The sequence below is a fragment of the Ercella succinigenes genome (assembly GCF_900002895.1).
The window spans coordinates 141,968-160,013 of the sequence record NZ_CDHP01000020.1; the positions used below are offsets into that span (position 1 = coordinate 141,968).

Genomic DNA, 18,046 nt, shown 5'->3' on the forward strand with positions numbered 1-18,046 from the left:
ACCTGCTCTTCGCTGGAAATCACTCAACATATTCACTCCAATCAACCAACCCGCTTAAAGGAGTATAAATATCCTTTAAAAGTAGAAAAGCATCAATCATTTTCTTAGGAGAAGAACTAACCCTAACACCATATTTTTGATCGTGCATAATTAATCCTGAATCGTACAAACTATGATCTGACAAAGAAGAATAGACAGCTTTTGCCACAATAACTGAAGTATCTTTTACCCTTAAATATGAGGGAAAAGCAAGCGATAAACCACCAACATAAACTATCAAGCAAGCAGGAACTACCAATGCTGCCTCAAGTGAAAAAGCCATAGGATCCCCTCCTAGCATTCTTTGTTAATACTGAATACAACCTAAATTGTAAATACATTTTTAGTGAAATTCAGCACCTATTATTCGACAATTACTAGCATTTTCAGACAAAACCAGACAAAAGGAGTGGAGCGGGCAAAATGATTGCGCAAACTATCTGGGAAAATCTCTGGAAAAACGCCTGGAAAATCGCCTGGAAAATCTCTGGAAAATTACCTGGAAAAACGCCTGGAAAATCGCCTGGAAAATCGCCTGGAAAAGCAAGTGTCAGACACACATATGAGAAAATGAGACTAAAAAGCCCTATTCACAGTAGGTCTGGGCTAATATCGTGAAATCCGTGTCTGACACAAGTGTCAGACACACATATGAGAAGTTGAAGCTAAAAAGCCCTATTTACAGTAGGTCTAGGCTAATATCGTGAAATCCGTGTCTGACACAAGTGTCAGACACACATATGAGGATAATCCCTGATTCTGACTGCAAGGCAGTCATAGTCAGGGATTTTATCATAATCGATGTGTGGCACCTGGTGTCCCCACATTATTTTGACAGAAAAAGTCGAATTTTGTCGAATTATCATTATTTTTTGAGTTGAATTTACTTGCTATTATATTTCAGAAAGGTCGGTGATGATTATGCCAAGAGAACCCAGATCATTCCAATCAGGAGAGATATATCACATTGTTCAAAGAGGTATCAATAAATCATATATTTTTGAAGAACAATTTGACAAAGCAAATTTTTTTGAAATATTAGAAAATGTGAAAGAAAAATATCCTTTTACTCTTTTATTTTATACTATTATGGATAATCATTATCATTTAATCATCAAAATGCAAAAAATTAATTTAAGCAAAATTATTAGTTGCATAAATTATAGATACAGCAGGTATTATAATGCCAGATATAATAAGAAAGGCTCTAATTTTGGTGCAAGATTTTCTGCCAGTAAAATAACAGGCAAAAAACATCTTTTAGTAACAATAAATTATCTTGTGTATAATCCGGTAAAGGCTAAAATAGTCAGCAAACCCTCCCATTATAAATGGAGCACACATACAGATATAATATCAAATCAAAAATCTTTCGCAGATTTAAAAACGCTTCTAAAAATCATCAATTCTGACGAAAAAAAAGCGAAACAAAATTACATAAATTTTATATGTACAAATGAAAATATGAGTAATTATATCTAAGAAATTCAGCACCTATTATTCGACAATTACTAGCATTTTCAGACAAAACCAGACAAAAGGAGTGGAGCGGGCAAATAGATTGCGCAAACTATCTGGTAAAATCTCTGGAAAATTACCTGGAAAAACGCCTGGAAAATCGCCTGGAAAAGCAAGGGTCAGACACACATATGAGAAAATGAGACTAAAAAGCCCTATTCACAGTAGGTTTGGGCTAATATCGTGAAATCCGTGTCTGACACAAGTGTCAGACACACATATAAGGATAATCCCTGATTCTGACTGCAAGGCAGTCATAGTCAGGGATTTTATCATAATCGATGTGTGGCACCTGATGCCACACATTCTTTTTTTTCGTAAAGGCTGTAACTATTTAATGCCAGTCGTTTCGAGCATTTAAACTTGACTTTTAGGGTGTCCCCACACATAGGTGCGCAACTCCTTAAGCTTGGGCGGCGGCTGGCAAACCCCGTCCCCACACATAGGTGCGAACTCTCCCCATAGGTGCGTAACCCATTGTTACCATCAATGCGCGAGGACTTTTGATAGAAATTCTTTTGTTCTGGCGTTTTGTGGGTTGCCGAAAAGTTCATCTGGCGGTCCTTCTTCTACAATACGGCCTTCATCCATGAAAAGCACACGACTTGCGACTTTACGGGCGAAGCCCATTTCATGTGTTACGACAACCATAGTCATGCCTTCTTCAGCTAGTTCTTTCATTACATCAAGAACTTCACCTATCATTTCTGGGTCAAGAGCTGAGGTAGGTTCGTCAAATAGCATTATTTCTGGATTCATTGCTAATGCTCTGGCAATGGCTATACGCTGTTTTTGTCCGCCTGAAAGTTTTATTGGATATTCATTTGCTTTTTCGCGAAGTCCTACTCTATCAAGAAGTTCGTACGCTTTCTTTTCTGCTTCTTTTTCGGACATGATCTTTAATTGAACAGGAGCCAGCATTATATTTTCCATCACAGTTAAGTGTGGGAAAAGATTAAAATGCTGGAAAACCATGCCCATTTTTTGTCTGACTTTATTTATATTACACTTTTTATCGGTAATTTCTTCATCATCAACTATAATTTCGCCTGCAGATGGTAAATCAAGCAGATTAAGGCAGCGAAGGAAAGTACTTTTGCCGGAGCCTGATGGGCCTACTATTACTATCTTTTCACCGACTGTAATATGTATATCAATTTCTTTCAATACAGATAATTCGCCGAAACTTTTACATAATTTATTAACGGTTATCACTTCGTCGCAGCCTCCGTTCTACTTTACCCATAATATTGGTTAGTCCTAAGACAAGGCACAGATAAATTGCAGCGACTACCAGTAATGGCAGTAAAGCATCAAAAGTTCTCGACCTGATCATATCACCTGCTCTGGCTAGATCAGCTACTGCAATATAACCTGCTACAGCAGTTTCTTTAAGCAGGGTTATCAATTCGTTAAAAAGTGCTGGTAAAACATTTTTAAATGCTTGTGGCAAAATAATTTTTTGCATTGTTACGCCGTATGTCAAACCTAGGGATCTACCGGCTTCCATCTGTCCTCGGTCAACAGCAAGAATACCAGCTCTGATTATCTCAGCCACATAAGCACCGCTGTTAATACCGAAAGCTAGTACTGCAACCAATATCTTACTTGCGTTAAACGAACCAAATATTACATAGTATATTATCATCAGCTGTACAACAACCGGAGTGCCACGAACGACAGTTAAATAATACTCAGCCAGACGTGTCAAAAAGAAAATTCTTTTGCCGTTATAGTCAAGAACCTTGATTATAGCCAAGGTCAAACCTAATGTCAGACCAAGCAAAGTAGCAAATACGGTTATTATTAAAGTTGTTCCCAAACCAGATACAAGCCACATGTAACGATTATCAACAATAAAATTATTGATAAAATTAGTCCTCAACTGAATTAAAAATGGGGCTTCAATACCCAATTGAGGTTGAAAAGCTACCATCAAAGCAAAAATCGCAAATATACCGGCAATCAGGAAATCGTAAATATGTCTGCGCCAGAACGGTTTGGCAATTGGTAAAGTATCTGTACATATACTTTTTGTGGCATTATTTTTCTTTTCTGGTTTTGCCATAATATGCTCCCACTTTCAAAAAAATCGGCTGCCCCGCCGGGGCAGGACAGTCGTTTTTCAATCTTTTCAGTCAATTTTTTTACTCATAATATTGCCAGCCTAAACTTTATCGGTCAACTTGCGTCATATTACTAACCTACGTTTTATCGTTGAACATAAGTCTTATTGCTAGCCTACGTCTTGTAGCTTAACTTAAGTCTTATTGTCAGCTTACGTCTTGTAGCTTAACTTAAGTCTTATTTCAAGCTTGCTTTACGAATAACAACAACCTGTGAGGCATCAACATATGGTGCAGAAAAGTCAACATTTACCTGACGTTCTTCATTGATTGTCATACCTGCGGCTATTGCATCAATTTTGCCTTGTTGCAATGCTGCTATAAGTCCGTCAAAAAGCATATTCTCAACAACTAATTCCATATCCAGCTCTTTTGCGACTCTTGCCATAAGATCTATATCTGTACCAATTACAGCATTACCGCTGAGATATTCATATGGTGGGAAACCTGCTTCAGTACCCATAACCAATTTACCATTAGGAGCACCTTCATTCATGTCTGGAGCAGTACCGGTCTCATCCTTATGTGCTTCGAGAGATGCTTCTAAAGAACCATCGGCTTTCATCTCTGCAATTACTTTGTCTACAACTGCCTTTAATTCACTATCGCCTTTTTGTACGGCTACAGCGTACTGTTCTGGCTCAAAACCAACATCAAGGATCATAAGATCATCATTTTGTGCCACATAAGCTGTTGCTGTGTCATTATCCATGATGATTGCATCAATTTTCTTTTGCTTCAATGATGTTATTGCATCAACATAAGCATTGTAACGTTCAACTTTTTTGGTATCAATATCATCTGTCAAAGTATCACCTGTTGTACCAAGCTGCACACCTATGACTTTACCTTCTAAATCTTCAAGACCGCCAATTTCAACTTCTTTTGCAGAGCATGCTGCCATAGCAATTGTGAAAGCAACTAAACACAAAACTGCAATAATTCTGGTAAACTTCTTCATCTTTTCACCCATCCTTTTTGTCTTAAACAAGTTCGTAATTCTTATTTTGCAATTCATAACAATCCATCAAATAATCACAAGCTATTAGCTTGCCGCCATCGTGCAGAAACGTACATCAATCAAGAAACAATTAATTAACCAACAATCAATATATACGTCATATACGTCTGCCAGATCTTCAGTCAAACAATGACTAGAATTATTAATGATTACTGACTATTTATACATCAGAATCAGCATAATTTCAAGGTTTTGCAGGAACAAAACCCTGAAATTGCTTTTTTAACAAAATATTTCAGCTTGAACTGCAAATTATTCCCTTAGGCTTATATCTTTTTCTGCCAGCGCTTTAAGTATTTTTTTCATTGCCGGTGCGATGTCGCTTTCACTTAAGGTTTTATCTGCAGAGCGGAATTTCAAATTATAGGCAACAGATTTTTTACCTTCACCGACCTGTTTGCCTTGATACACGTCAAAAAGATCTACTGATTCAAGTAACTTGCTGCCATTTTCTCTGATTATTGTTTTTAATTCATCGACCAACAGATTCTGATCACAAATCAATGCAAGATCCCTATCTACAGCTGGGAATTTGGGCATTGATTTAAATATGCGTTTATTATTAACCATAGGCATAAGAACGTTAAGGTCAAGGTCTAGAAGCACACACCCTTCTGGTGCTTCAAAAGCTTCTGCTGTATCCGGGTGCACGGTTCCCAGCCAGCCTGTATTTTTGCCGGCAATTAGAATATCAGCGCTTTGCCCCGGATGAAGCCATGGCTTTTCTTCGGATCTTATTACTTTTAACTCAGCAAGGTCAATGCCTAAGTGCGAAAGCAAAGTTTCCAGCATGCCTTTGACCTGATAAAAAGTATCTGCTTTTTCTTTGGCATTTTCATTATAACTAATTGCAGCTAAATGAGGTGTTTCGATAGGCAGCTCAGTTAACGGTAATGCCTTGGGATGATATGTATATGCTATTTCAAACAGGTCGGCACATCCTACAGATCTGTTTTTATTTCCTGCTGCAGCTTGTAAAAGAGCTGGAGCCATTGAAGTTCTCATACAGGAAAAATCTTCGCCCAAAGGATTAGTTATTCTAACACTTTGACGCAAAGGATGATCTGAAGGAAGCATCAATTTATCAAGCTGCTTAGGGCTTTCAAAAGAATATGTGAGAGCTTCATAATAGCCTCTTCCTATCATCAGATCCTTGATTTTTTCGATAATCTTCTGGTTTTGATTGCGTCCGCCCAATGTAGTCTGTTTACCAGAAAGCAAAGTAGGTTCAATATTATTGTAATCATATAAACGTGCTATTTCTTCCGCCAGATCAGCTATACTCTCCAAGTCTGGTCTATAACTGGGAACTGTAACTTTTATAGATTGATCCTGACCATCTGCAATTTCGCAACCAAGAGAAGTCAACATTCTGCTCATTTCTTGAGCAGAGATATCTGTTCCTAAAAAGCGATTAATATAGTCAGCTGTCATATCCAGTATTACAGGTTCTTTTTTCACAGGCCATACATCAATCGTGCCTTGGCAGACCTTTCCACAACCAAGCTCTTCTATTAATTCACAAGCACGATCCAGAGCACGTGCTGCCTGATTAATATCCAGTCCTTTTTCAAATCTGGAAGAGGCTTCGGTACGCAGACCTACTTTTTTTGCAGCCAGGCGAACAGCTAAAGGATTAAAGGTAGCAGATTCTAGTAATACCGTGCTGGTATTTTGCTGTATTTCTGAATTTTCAGCACCCATAACACCTGCCAATGCAACTGCTCTGGAGCCATCTGCTATTACCAGCATCGAAGGATCAAGTTCTCTTTCGACACTATCCAGAGTAATCATTGTTTCACCCTCGACAGCACGTCGGACAATAATTTTCTGATCATGAAGATCTTTTAGATCAAAAGCATGCATAGGCTGCCCCAATTCGAGCATTACATAATTAGTTATATCAACCATATTATTGATTGGCCTTACACCTGCACTGCGCAAGCGGCGGCGTATCCACTCAGGAGAATCGCCAACCCTAACGTCTTCTACGACTCTGCCACAATAACGATAGCATAAATCAGGTGCAGCAATCTCTATTGTCGCCAGATCAGCAGATTTATTATCAGAAAGAGCTTTTACCTCAGGCTCTTTTGCAGTAAAAGGCAAACCAAAAGTAACAGCCGCTTCTCTGCCAAGTCCTTCTACAGCAAAACAATCAACGCGGTTTGAAGTAATTTCAAATTCTATGACTGTATCACATATGGATAAAACCTCTTTGATATCTTGTCCCAGAGCTGTATTCGCCGGCAAAATATAAATTCCATCTTCTGCAGCATCAGGGAAATCAGCAGTTGTATATCCAAGCTCTTCGATCGAGCAAAGCATCCCTTCAGATATTTGACCACGCAGCTTACCCTTTTTGATTTTTAAACCACCAGCCAGTGTAGAACCGGCTAAAGCCACAGGCACGCAATCGCCTACTGAAATATTATCAGCTCCTGTTACAATCTGAATTTTCTCATTGCCGGTATTAACCTGACAAATCACAAGTTTGTCGGCATCAGGATGCTTGTCTATCGATTCTATCCTACCGGTCACAACATTTGTTATTTCTTCCCCTTGAACTTCATAACCTTCCACCTTTGAGCCGGAAATTGTCATTGCGTCGCATATTTCTTTTATAGGTTTATCAAGCGGGGTAAAATCCTTTAACCACTCAACTGATACTTTCATATATAGTCCTCCAGTCGCATTTATAAATTTTTAAAAAATCTGATTGTATGATAAAAATACACTTTTCCAAAAGTTATCTGAACTGTTGCAGGAAGCGAATATCATTTTCATAAAAATGACGAATATCGTCTATACCGTAACGCCCCATTGCAGTACGCTCAACACCGATACCAAAAGCAAAGCCACTGTATATTTCAGGATCTATTCCACAATTTGATAAAACTTCAGGATGTACCATACCGGCACCAAGTATTTCTATCCAGCCCTCACCTTTACATGTTCTGCAACCGCTTCCACCGCATGTCCAACATGAAATGTCTACTTCACAGCTTGGTTCTGTAAATGGGAAATGATGCGGACGTAATCTGATTTTTGTCTGTTCACCGAATAATTGTTTGGCAAAAAGTTGCAGCGATCCGATAAGATCCCCCATGGTAACATTTTTATCTACAACAAGACCTTCCACCTGGTGGAAAATCGGTGAGTGAGTAGCATCCGGAGTATCAGAACGATAAACCTTACCTGGACAGACAATTTTCAAAGGCGGTTTTTGCTGTTCCATAACACGTATCTGCACAGGAGATGTTTGTGTACGCAGCAAAATATTATCGTTCATATAAAATGTATCCTGTGTGTCCCTTGCAGGATGTCCCTCAGGAATGCGCAAAAGTCCAAAATTATATTTATCAAGCTCTATCTCAGGACCCTCTGCTATCTGATAGCCCAGATTCATGAATACTTCGCAAATTTCATCAATTGCTCTGGTAAGAGGATGGCGGGCACCTGATGGTTGAGATCTGCCAGGTATACTTATATCAATAGTCTCTTTTAACAAAGCAGCCTGTTTCTCAACACTTTTTAGAGATATCTTTTTCTGGTCAAGCAAATCCTCCATCTCAGCACGCACCTGATTTACAAACTGACCGATTACAGGTCTTTCCTCAGCTGACAAAGCGCCCATGCCACGAAGTATCTGCGTCAAAGGTCCTTTTTTTCCCATAAATTTAACGCGCAAAGCATCAAGTTCAGACAAAGACTTCTGCTGATCAAGCTCCTGCTTGAACGAATCCAGTAAATTACCTAAATCTTCTCTCATATCACTCATATGTATTCCTCCCATAGTAATAAATAGACATAAAAAAACTCCCATCCCATACACGGGACGGAAGAATATCCGCGGTACCACCCGAATTCCAGAGCAACCGCTCCGGCTCTCAAACAGCTTTTACCGGGGCAAACCGTTCCAGCCTACATAACAAAGTTTAACTCCTTTGGGAGAAATAAAATCATTCCTTCAGCCAGACCGCTCCGAAGTGAACTTCAAAAACTTCCAATCAGGTGAGCTCACAGCCTACCGACTCAACCCTCTCTGAGATCTTTCATCTTTTACTCTCTTCATCACTGCGTTACATGTTATAATATCATCTGATAAATATACTGTAAAGGCAAGGAGTTATTTAAATGCAATCATTTTCCAGAACGACCCGGCAAAAAGCACTCTCCCTGGCATTTGTTCTTATAATGCTGTTAATTATAATCACCTCTTGTACTGAAGAGCAGGAACAAATCGAAACTTTTGATCCTGACAAAGCAAGTCTGCCTTCTGATCAGCAAGTTTTAACCGAATTGATGAGTCAAGCAAATATTGCCAGTGAGAATATTACAATTAGTGATGGCAAACATATCTATTTTAATGATAGTGATGGGAATTTTGTGAAATCAGATGCCGACGGTGCCAATCAGAAGATTTTACTTAACAATTATGTTTCCTGGCCGGTTATTGATCAAAATCAGATCTACTATGTTAGCGGACTATCTCAAGGTGAATTATCAAAAATAAATACAGACGGCTCAAATAATGTCAGAATTGGTTCCAGTGATATCAAAAATCTGATCTTTTTTGATGACATGCTCTATGCTATAGAGATGCCTGAAGAGCAGGTAGTAAGATACCAAACAGATGGCAGTAGACGCGAAGTTATTATTGAATCCGCCTCTACTAACATGATTTTAAATAAAGAAGCTCTATATATCAGCAGTAAATCAGCACATGACGGACTAATCCGATATGATTTAAAAACGGACGAAATTCAGGTATTAATTGAAAGAGTCGCAGGCAGTCTGCAAATCGATAAAGACTGGCTTTATTTTGCAGATTTGCAAAATCAGTATCATGTCTATGGTATAAGCCTGCAATCTTTTAATGATACCGACAATGATGACGACAAAGATACCGATGATGATTCCGATGATGATTCCGATAAGGAGACTAATCAGACAAAAACTCCTATCAAACTGGAAAGTCAGCTGGTATTCGAACATACACTGGATAAGCCATTCATAACGTTTGACGGAAAACTTTATTATATAGACAGCAATCGCCAACAGCAGCTATTTTCAATAGAGCTTAGCGCTCTAAATCAGCTTGACAGCAGTAAAGCTGTTCTTGTCGCAGACGACGCTGTTGAGAAATTTGTAATTCTTTATCCGTTTATTTATTATCAAAGACCGAATCATAATATGTTATTCAGAGTAGTTAAAGAACAAACAAGAGCAGTAAAAATCAGCTAATGCGGCTAACCCACGGGTTTTTAAAACACAAATCAATAAAGCTTATCGAAGGACCATGACCTGGATAAATCAACATTTTTTGATTTTCTTTATTCATTAATCTCTTTATTCTACGTAAAGACTGGTTAAGTTCCAAATCGGAACCTCCAAGATCAGTCCTGCCCACACTATCAGAAAAAACCGTATCTCCTGTAAAAAGGGCAGACTGAATGCCATTGCTTTCGTTTAGCATTAGGCAAATACCACCACTGGTATGTCCGGGGGTAGCAATCACATCAAGCCATGAACCATCACCTAATTCAATTTTATCTTCGTCAACTACAGTTTTTTCGGCAGCACGCCATGTCTGTGGCAAGCCAAAGGTAGCAGATACATTTCCCCTGCTATCAGTTAGCATATGTGCATCTTTTTCATGAATATACAAAGGAACCTGAAATTTATCACGCCAGTAATCCGCAGTCAGAATATGATCCATATGACCGTGAGTAACAATGATACCTTGTAGCACAGCATCCGTGTGCGGCTTTTTTTCCGGATAAGCAGCCGGGTCTATAATCCAGGCATTTTTACCATTCTCAAGCCAATAGCAATTTGCTGCAAAACCACTTATAGGTAAAACACTTATACTCCAATTCATAAATATATCTCCATTCCAATTTGCATTTAAAGTCTCTTTTTATCATTCTTAGTTTACAGAGCCTGATTCAATTACAAAATTACTGATTAACAGAATCTATATTACTGATTAACAGAATCTATTATTTATCTATAACAGTTAATATTTTATCACAATACTATTACAAAAAAGCCTGAAATCATGACCTTAAAGATCTGATTTCAGGCTTTTGCTAAAATATTATTCCACAACAAGCAAAGCTATTACTCGTTTCAGAACTACTTTACAGGTATAATTGTATAAACTTACAAAAACAATCTAAAATCATGCAGATTAATAAGCAACACCAAACTGATACATTGCAGTAGCAACTTTCTCAAAACCAGCAATATTAGCGCCTAATACGAGATTATCTGGATCACCGTACTCAGCTGCAGCTTCACTTGCTCTGCTATAAATATCAATCATAATCTGTTTTAATTTAGCGTCTACTTCTTCAAATGTCCAGCTATAACGCATGCTGTTCTGGCTCATTTCCAGTGCAGATGTAGCAACACCACCGGCATTAGCAGCTTTAGCAGGTCCATAAATAACTTTGTTTTTAAGATAAACTTCAACAGCCTCAGGAGTTGAAGGCATATTTGCACCTTCTCCCAGAGCATAACAGCCATTATCAACCAGCAACTTGGCAGAAGCACCATCTATTTCATTTTGTGTAGCACAAGGCAAAGCAATATCGCAAGGAACCGACCAGATACCAGCACAACCTTCTGTATAGGTTGAACCAGGATGATCAGCTACATACTCTTTGATACGTCCACGTTTTACAAGCTTGATCTCTTTTACTGCATCAAGATCAATACCGTTAGGATCATGGATATATCCATCTGAATCACTAAGAGTAATAACAGTAGCACCCAGCTCAGTAGCTTTTGCTGTAGCAAAAATAGCAACATTACCTGAACCAGAGATTGAAACTTTAGCGCCTTCAAAGGATTTACCTTTAGCTTTTAAAGCCTCATCCATGAAGTAAAGCAAGCCATAACCTGTAGCTTCTGTTCTAACAAGAGAACCACCCCAGTTCAATCCTTTTCCTGTTAAAACACCGGTATGTTCATTTGCCAGGCGTTTGTATTGTCCGTACATATAACCGATTTCACGTGCTCCCGTTCCTATATCACCGGCAGGAACATCTGTATCTGCGCCGATATGACGCCAAAGTTCTGTCATAAAGCTTTGGCAAAAACGCATTATTTCATTATCACTTCTGCCACGTGGATTAAAGTCAGAACCACCTTTACCACCACCAATAGGAAGACCTGTAAGAGCATTTTTGAATATTTGCTCAAAGCCCAGGAATTTTATAACACTAAGATTCACCGAAGGATGCAGTCTAAGACCACCCTTGTAAGGACCTATAGCACTGTTAAACTGCACACGGAAACCACGGTTTACATGTACCTTACCGGCATCATCAACCCAGCTTACACGGAAAACTACCTGACGCTCAGGCTCAATAATTCTTTCGAAAATACCGGCAGCCACCCATTCAGGATGCTTCTCTGCCACAGGCTCAAGACTCTCAAGTACCTCAAGTACTGCCTGATGAAATTCAGGCTCATTAGGATTGCGTGTTACGAACTGATCGTAAACAGATTTTAAAATGTTCATGGATATCCCTCCGTCAACAAAATATATAAATAATAGATTAGAACAATGACTTCATTTGCATACCAGGACAGATGAAATCAACACTCAACAAATATTCTATTGCTAATCGGTCGATTCGTCAAGAAAAATGCAAGTCTTTTTTAACAGACTTGCATTTGAAATAAAATTATTTTTGTCTTGCAATTTATAATATAGATTCACAGCATTATCTAACGAGTTCTCTCCAATCAAGATCCCCACGATCAATTGCCAGAACCAGAAGTTCCGCCGTAGCTATATTTGTAGCAACAGGTATACTATTCGTATCACAAGCTTTAAGCAAAGAATTAGGAGCATCATATGTCTCTAGTATCGGATCTCTTAAGTAAATAACAGCATCAATCTCATTGTACATTGCTCTGGAAGCAAGCTGATCAAGGCTGCCGGAAATTTCCGTTGACAGTCCGACAACATTTAAAGACGATGCATCTCTAATCAAACGCGACGTATTAAAAAGCGAGAACATCGAATGTCTGGACAATATCTGACTATAGGCAATACAAAAATTTACCAGTAATTCATTTTTACGATGATCTGCAAGCAAAACAATATTCACTAGACTACCTCCTGATATTTATGACATAACTAACTTATATTCTAACCATATTTGTTAAAACTAACAAGACATAAAAATAAAATACACTATTTTACCGTCTTTTCATAGTAAAAAAAGATTAAAAATCATTTTCTGTTGAATCTGTATTTGTTGTAACTGTAGTTCCTGAAATACCGGATTCATCATTTGCTTGCTGCCCTGACAAATCAATTCCCGATAAACCAGGCAGTCTGTTTGCATCTCCAGCAGAACTTCCCTGATCAAAACCAAAGTAAGCATCAAGAATATCCACAGCAATCTGTATAGTGTTTGAACCCCATGCGCCTTTCTCAACAATCTGTGCTATGGCGATCTGTGGATTATCTGCCGGTGCAAAACAGATAAACAAACCATTTGAAGAAGAAACATCCTCTCTGCCGGTCTCAGCGGTACCTGTTTTAGAAGCAACCTGTACAGGATAATCTGAAAAATAGCGTCTTGCAGTTCCTTCACGATCTGTACTTACGGCTATCATAGCTTCTCTTACAGCATCTAATGTTGATTGATCAAGACCGATCGGCTGAGGTTGCGGATCATTATAATCAATAACAATTCCATCATCTCTGGTGATCTGAGATATAACATGCGGCGTTACCAGATTACCTGTAGCAATCGCAGCAGTATATCTTGCCAGCTGTAAAATAGTATAGCTATTATCAAACTGGCCTATAGCAGTCTGACAGGTATCTGCAGGAAACCAGATCTGATCACTAGGATCACTTCTTAAAAGAGCTTTTGTTTCTTTGCTGGAACGGTATCCTTTTGCTTCTCCCGGCAGATCTATGCCGCTTATTTCACCAAGACCTAGTTGTTTCCCCCAATAATCTATATTATCTACACCTGTAGCAATGCCCAGATGATAAAAATACATATTACAGGAAGTAGCCATCCCTCTTGTTAGATTCAGGTCACCATGTCCGCCACCTGGATACTCAAGACAGCGCCATGGCCAATCACCAATGATTTCAGATCCACGGCATCTGAAAGTATTGGAGACAGCTGTAATAGCTCCCGACTGCAAGCCTGCAACCGCAGTAACAGGCTTAAAAGTAGAACCTGGAGCATAAATTTCCATGATAGCGCGATTCATCATTGGTTTTTGCTCATTATCGGTAAGATACTGCTCTACTCTTTCCGCAGCGGCCTCATCATTTGCCTGAATCAAAAAATCTACCGGATCATAATATGGATAGCTAGCCATAGCAAGGACAGCACCCGTACTTACATCTAAAGCAACAACAGCACCGGCATCAGCATCACCAAGATTCTTATTGTCAGGACTGTTACGGATTTGTTCAATAACCTTTTCAAGTGATTGCTGCGCAACTTTCTGCAATGCCAGGTCAATTGTTAATTTGACATCATACCCCGCAACAGCATCTTTACCAATATTCTCAGAGAAAAAAGCACCGTCTTCTCCTGCCGCCGACCAGATATTATAAGGTTTTACTCCATTTTGACCAGATAAATATCTTTCAGCTGTAGACTCTACACCGGCCTGACCGACAATTGCATCTGGCTCATATCCTAACTCTTTCAGTTCCTCATACTGCAAGGAAGAAATTCTGCCGGTATATCCAATAATATGACTAAGATACCTCACCTGATCAGAGTACATGCGCTGACTGTCCTGACCTATAAGTAAACCTTTGAACCGATAATTCTGTTCATAGATTATACTGACCATTTCTTCCGAAACCTGCCTGGTAAGTTCAATCGGAGTACCATTTATAAAAGACCAGTAATCCTTCATAATAAGATAGCGAAGTCTCATTATCCGCCAGGCATCTTCTCGGCTATAACGTATACCATCAGTATCAATATTTTCTATCTGAAACTGTTTATACAGCAAATAATCATAAAAAACTTCAGGGTCAGTCTTGACAAAATCATCTGAAAATTCTGAATTTGCCAAATCATCACGCTCTTTAAGATTAAAAAGATTTCTGTTGCTTTGCCAATATATAGTTTCTTCCATTGTTTTTTTGAATACAGGTATACCACAATCCTCACCATCACCATCAGGATGGGTACAGGAACTATGATCCAATTCAAAATAATCATCCAGCTCACTTTTTACCGTAACTCCGTTTTCTTCCAGAAAAAGAGCTAGATCGAGCAGCATAGTATTAAGCTCGGTTGGCGACAAGCCGGCATAGCTAAGATACAAAACCGGAATTGTCTCTGAATAAGCAAGTGTAACACCGGCAGCGTCATAAATATCTCCACGCGGCGCCTTCACCACCTGTTGTCTTGCAACCCCACTTGTCTCACTAACACCGGTAACTGAACCCGGATCAAGCTGGAGAGCAGCAGTCTGATAAAAAATCATGCCTCCCGCTATGAGTATAGCTGCACTAAGCAAAGCAAATCTACTGCCAACAAAAGCTTTTACCCGGTGTTTTAAGCCAGGCTTAACTTCTCCTGTAGACGAATGAAGTATCGCCTCATCGTTATCAAACATGTAATATGTGTTCTTTAAGTCATCCGCCATACATTTTCTCCCGAGTCATCATCAATACCAGTTTTCTTTTGCCCCTTAGGATATGGGCCTAAATAATTAAGCAAGAGTAACAGAGGAACAGAAGCTATAATATTTACTAATAATTGCGGACCAATTGTCCGCAGACTAATGCTTATAAGTTGCTCAAAACTATAAATCTGATCCGGCAACATTGGAAACAAAAAAGTAATGATAATCAAAGCAATCTCATAGAATATAGTAATCAAGGCAACCTGCAAAAGAACAAGAAGAATATTCCTCTGAAAAAAATTTATTAGCATAGTCGCGGCAATCAGACCGGCAAACATTAATAACAGCATACCAAGTCCAAGATATCTTCCTGCCAGCATATCACGCAAAAAACCTGCAACAAGACCAATCACAACGCCATCATCACGGCCAAAAAAATATCCGCTTATAATTACCATAATCAAAGCAAGATCAGGCATGAAATGGACAGGCACCAACCAGCCGGAAAAAGTAAACTGTATTAAAGTCAGTCCAACAACATAAATAGCATATACACCAAATTGACGTCCATGCTGCTTAATCAACCTCATTACTATGTCCCTTCATTACAAAAACCGTAGATAAATTATCCAGTTCAGTTGCAGGTTTAAGAATTGCAGATTTCTGACCTGGGACGGAACTATCTGTTATATCTACTATTTCACCAATAATTATACCAGCTGGGAAAAGCCCTCCCAAACCACTTGTAACAATCTCATCGCCAACTCTTACAGAAGCACTTTCAGGAATCTGATCAATAATACACATGCCACTGCCTTTTAGATCAATATCTCCACGCAGCCTTACGATTGCACCATTAACTTCATTAACCCTTGCACTTACGGCGAACCCCTCATGCAGCAATGGGAGAACCTTTGCCGTAGTAAGGTCTGAAGATAACACCCTTCCAACCAACCTTGATTCCGCATCCACAACAGCAAAAGACATTGTTTCTGTAACTGTAAGACCGTCTGCTGTCCCCATATCAATTTTAAAAACATCAAACCAGCTACCAATCTCACGTGTCATGATTTTGGCACCTACTATTTCATATCTATCAAAAACATCTTTCAGCTGCAAAGCAGATTTCAATTCCTCATAATTTCTTCCAGCTTCCTGCAGCTGAGCAATTTCATTACGCAATGCTGCATTTTCCTCAAGCAAAGTTTGATTTTCTGATCTGATCGTTATCCCATCTGTTAAAGACTGCCAAAAGCCACTTACATTATCAACTGCCCCACTAAATCCTGACTGTATAGGTTTAAGAACAGCACTAAATGGAGTTGTGAGATGATTTAAAGGACTGCCTGGAAACGAAGACAGTAAAATAAGAGTGATCAAAATCAAACTAATAAGGACTATAGTAAAAATACGTGTACGCACAACCTTGCGCAAACAACTCCACTTCCCTTCAAAAAAATTATATTAACATCTATCACTCGACATAATACCGTAAAAGCAACAGGCAATCAAATTAGACCATTTTGTTTCATGCTCACAGAATCTTTTACAGATATGACAAGATGATCAATTACACTAACGCCCATCATCGAACCAATTTCCATCAGTTTAAGTGTTGTTTGTATGTCATCATTACTCGGAGTAGCATCTCCACTGGGATGATTATGAGCAAGAATAACTGCTGCTGCATTTGCTTTAACAGCCTCCCTGAACAAATCCCTTGGCTTTACCACCGCAGAAGATAAACCACCCTCAGATAATCTGACAATACGGATAACTCTGTTTCTTATATCAAGCATAATCATATGCAATTCTTCTCTGGAAAGATTCCGCAATTGTTCTTCCAGAAGACCTCTGGCATCGTCAGGAGTTTTAATTTGCCTACGCGGATTACTTCTGGCCTTTTCCACAGTTCTGTTTCCGATTTCAAGTGCTGCCTTGATCTGCAAAGCCTTAACTCTGCCAATACCTGGAATAGACATCAATTCCTCTATACTGTTTTCTTGCAACATCATTAAACCCTGATCTCCGGCCAGAGCCATAATCTTATGGCATAACTGCAATGCAGGTATTGTTCTGGTTCCATTTCTGATCAAAACAGAAAGTAGTTCGGCATCGGTCAAAGACCGTGCACCGAACCTTTCAAGCTTTTCATATGGCCGGTCATCTGCCGGCATTTCTTTCATGGAAAGATAGCTAAAATCATTCATAGAACAAGTCTCCTTTCAGGAGGCTTGTCAGGACCAGGGTAATAAACCAGAGATAAAATTAAATTCAGATGAAGTTACAGCTGCTTTTTGCAGCATGTCCATCAACCTGTTCACCGGCAAACCCATCACATTATAATAACAACCATCTATTCTATTTATCAGTGCACTTCCGTATCAGTCAAGTCCAAAAAGTTGGTGTAAATTGTCTTCCGGTATCTGCATGAATCAGGTGACAACATGCAGGTATGCTGCTCGTTCTGCTAACGCTTCTTTTCTTGCTGTTTCTCTCTCATCAAAGTAGCGATCCATTATGAAATACTTTTTGCCGGTCAACCATTTTTCATGGTGCTCCATCAGAACTGCTCCCATCAGTCGGATAAGACTGTCATCATTGGGGAATATCCGTATAACGCGTTCCCTACGACGTAGCTCTTCGTTGAGTCGTTCTATGCTGTTACTGGTTCTCAGTCGTTTGCGATAGGCTTCCGGCA

18 protein-coding genes and 1 other annotated feature are annotated in these 18,046 nt (G+C 39.1%); of the genes, 3 read left to right on the forward strand and 15 right to left on the reverse strand.

The annotated features are described in order from the left end of the window. Positions 1-19 precede the first annotated feature (19 nt). Positions 20-322, reverse strand: coding sequence for a hypothetical protein (locus tag AC0KSB_RS05965; protein WP_472307296.1), 303 nt, complete (start codon positions 320-322; stop codon positions 20-22). Between the two features lie 140 nt (positions 323-462). Between AC0KSB_RS05965 and AC0KSB_RS05970 the strand changes: the two genes are divergently transcribed. After that, positions 463-657, forward strand: a complete 195-nt coding sequence (locus AC0KSB_RS05970; RefSeq protein WP_472307297.1) for a hypothetical protein — start codon at positions 463-465, stop codon at positions 655-657. 303 nt (positions 658-960) lie between these two features. Beyond that, positions 961-1,521, forward strand: coding sequence for a transposase (locus tag AC0KSB_RS05975; protein ID WP_472307298.1), 561 nt, complete (start codon positions 961-963; stop codon positions 1,519-1,521). Positions 1,522-2,043: 522 nt separating this feature from the next. On the opposite strand, the gene AC0KSB_RS05980 is transcribed toward AC0KSB_RS05975, so the two are convergent. The 5 genes from AC0KSB_RS05980 to pheS all read right to left on the reverse strand — a co-directional run bounded on the left by AC0KSB_RS05980 (position 2,044) and on the right by pheS (position 8,476). Next, the gene (locus AC0KSB_RS05980) at positions 2,044-2,772 is read right to left on the reverse strand and encodes an amino acid ABC transporter ATP-binding protein (RefSeq protein ID WP_472307299.1); all 729 of its coding nucleotides are present in this window, start codon (positions 2,770-2,772) and stop codon (positions 2,044-2,046) included. Continuing rightward, the gene (locus AC0KSB_RS05985; protein ID WP_472307328.1) at positions 2,759-3,397 is read right to left on the reverse strand and encodes an amino acid ABC transporter permease; all 639 of its coding nucleotides are present in this window, start codon (positions 3,395-3,397) and stop codon (positions 2,759-2,761) included. Before AC0KSB_RS05985 ends, AC0KSB_RS05980 begins: the two co-directional genes overlap by 14 nt. A 464-nt stretch (positions 3,398-3,861) precedes the next feature. Continuing rightward, positions 3,862-4,644, reverse strand: coding sequence for a transporter substrate-binding domain-containing protein (locus AC0KSB_RS05990; RefSeq protein ID WP_472307300.1), 783 nt, complete (start codon positions 4,642-4,644; stop codon positions 3,862-3,864). A 312-nt stretch (positions 4,645-4,956) separates the two neighbouring features. After that, the gene (gene pheT, locus AC0KSB_RS05995) at positions 4,957-7,380 is read right to left on the reverse strand and encodes a phenylalanine--tRNA ligase subunit beta (RefSeq protein WP_472307301.1); all 2,424 of its coding nucleotides are present in this window, start codon (positions 7,378-7,380) and stop codon (positions 4,957-4,959) included. A 73-nt stretch (positions 7,381-7,453) separates the two neighbouring features. Beyond that, positions 7,454-8,476: a phenylalanine--tRNA ligase subunit alpha gene (pheS, locus tag AC0KSB_RS06000; RefSeq protein WP_472307330.1), complete on the reverse strand. Its 1,023-nt coding sequence runs from the start codon at positions 8,474-8,476 to the stop codon at positions 7,454-7,456. 59 nt (positions 8,477-8,535) lie between these two features. Continuing rightward, positions 8,536-8,791: a binding site (T-box leader), on the reverse strand. Between the two features lie 50 nt (positions 8,792-8,841). On the opposite strand from pheS, the gene AC0KSB_RS06005 reads away from it, so the two are divergent. Continuing rightward, positions 8,842-9,951, forward strand: coding sequence for a DUF5050 domain-containing protein (locus AC0KSB_RS06005; protein WP_472307302.1), 1,110 nt, complete (start codon positions 8,842-8,844; stop codon positions 9,949-9,951). Here the strand turns inward: AC0KSB_RS06005 and AC0KSB_RS06010 are convergent. The 9 genes from AC0KSB_RS06010 to AC0KSB_RS06050 all read right to left on the reverse strand — a co-directional run. Then, positions 9,944-10,588 carry an MBL fold metallo-hydrolase gene (locus AC0KSB_RS06010; protein WP_472307303.1) on the reverse strand — a complete coding sequence of 215 codons (645 nt, stop codon included), beginning with the start codon at positions 10,586-10,588 and terminating at the stop codon, positions 9,944-9,946. The genes AC0KSB_RS06005 and AC0KSB_RS06010 overlap by 8 nt on opposite strands. A gap of 312 nt (positions 10,589-10,900) precedes the next feature. Then, positions 10,901-12,238 (reverse strand): NADP-specific glutamate dehydrogenase, encoded by a 1,338-nt coding sequence (gene gdhA, locus AC0KSB_RS06015; protein ID WP_472307304.1) that lies wholly within the window; start codon positions 12,236-12,238, stop codon positions 10,901-10,903. Between the two features lie 205 nt (positions 12,239-12,443). Continuing rightward, positions 12,444-12,833, reverse strand: a complete 390-nt coding sequence (locus tag AC0KSB_RS06020; protein WP_472307306.1) for a methylglyoxal synthase — start codon at positions 12,831-12,833, stop codon at positions 12,444-12,446. 118 nt (positions 12,834-12,951) lie between these two features. Continuing rightward, on the reverse strand, positions 12,952-15,366 hold the full coding sequence (locus AC0KSB_RS06025) for a penicillin-binding transpeptidase domain-containing protein (RefSeq protein ID WP_472307308.1): 2,415 nt from the start codon (positions 15,364-15,366) through the stop codon (positions 12,952-12,954). After that, positions 15,351-15,935, reverse strand: a complete 585-nt coding sequence (mreD, locus tag AC0KSB_RS06030; RefSeq protein ID WP_472307310.1) for a rod shape-determining protein MreD — start codon at positions 15,933-15,935, stop codon at positions 15,351-15,353. Before mreD ends, AC0KSB_RS06025 begins: the two co-directional genes overlap by 16 nt. After that, positions 15,922-16,779, reverse strand: coding sequence for a rod shape-determining protein MreC (gene mreC, locus AC0KSB_RS06035; protein ID WP_472307312.1), 858 nt, complete (start codon positions 16,777-16,779; stop codon positions 15,922-15,924). Before mreC ends, mreD begins: the two co-directional genes overlap by 14 nt. A gap of 74 nt (positions 16,780-16,853) precedes the next feature. After that, positions 16,854-17,555, reverse strand: a complete 702-nt coding sequence (gene radC / locus AC0KSB_RS06040; protein ID WP_472307314.1) for a RadC family protein — start codon at positions 17,553-17,555, stop codon at positions 16,854-16,856. A 27-nt stretch (positions 17,556-17,582) separates the two neighbouring features. After that, positions 17,583-17,717 (reverse strand): Maf family protein, encoded by a 135-nt coding sequence (locus tag AC0KSB_RS06045; protein ID WP_472307332.1) that lies wholly within the window; start codon positions 17,715-17,717, stop codon positions 17,583-17,585. Positions 17,718-17,780: 63 nt separating this feature from the next. Continuing rightward, positions 17,781-18,046: transposase (locus tag AC0KSB_RS06050; protein ID WP_472307316.1), on the reverse strand; the 266-nt coding region annotated here is incomplete at its 5' end.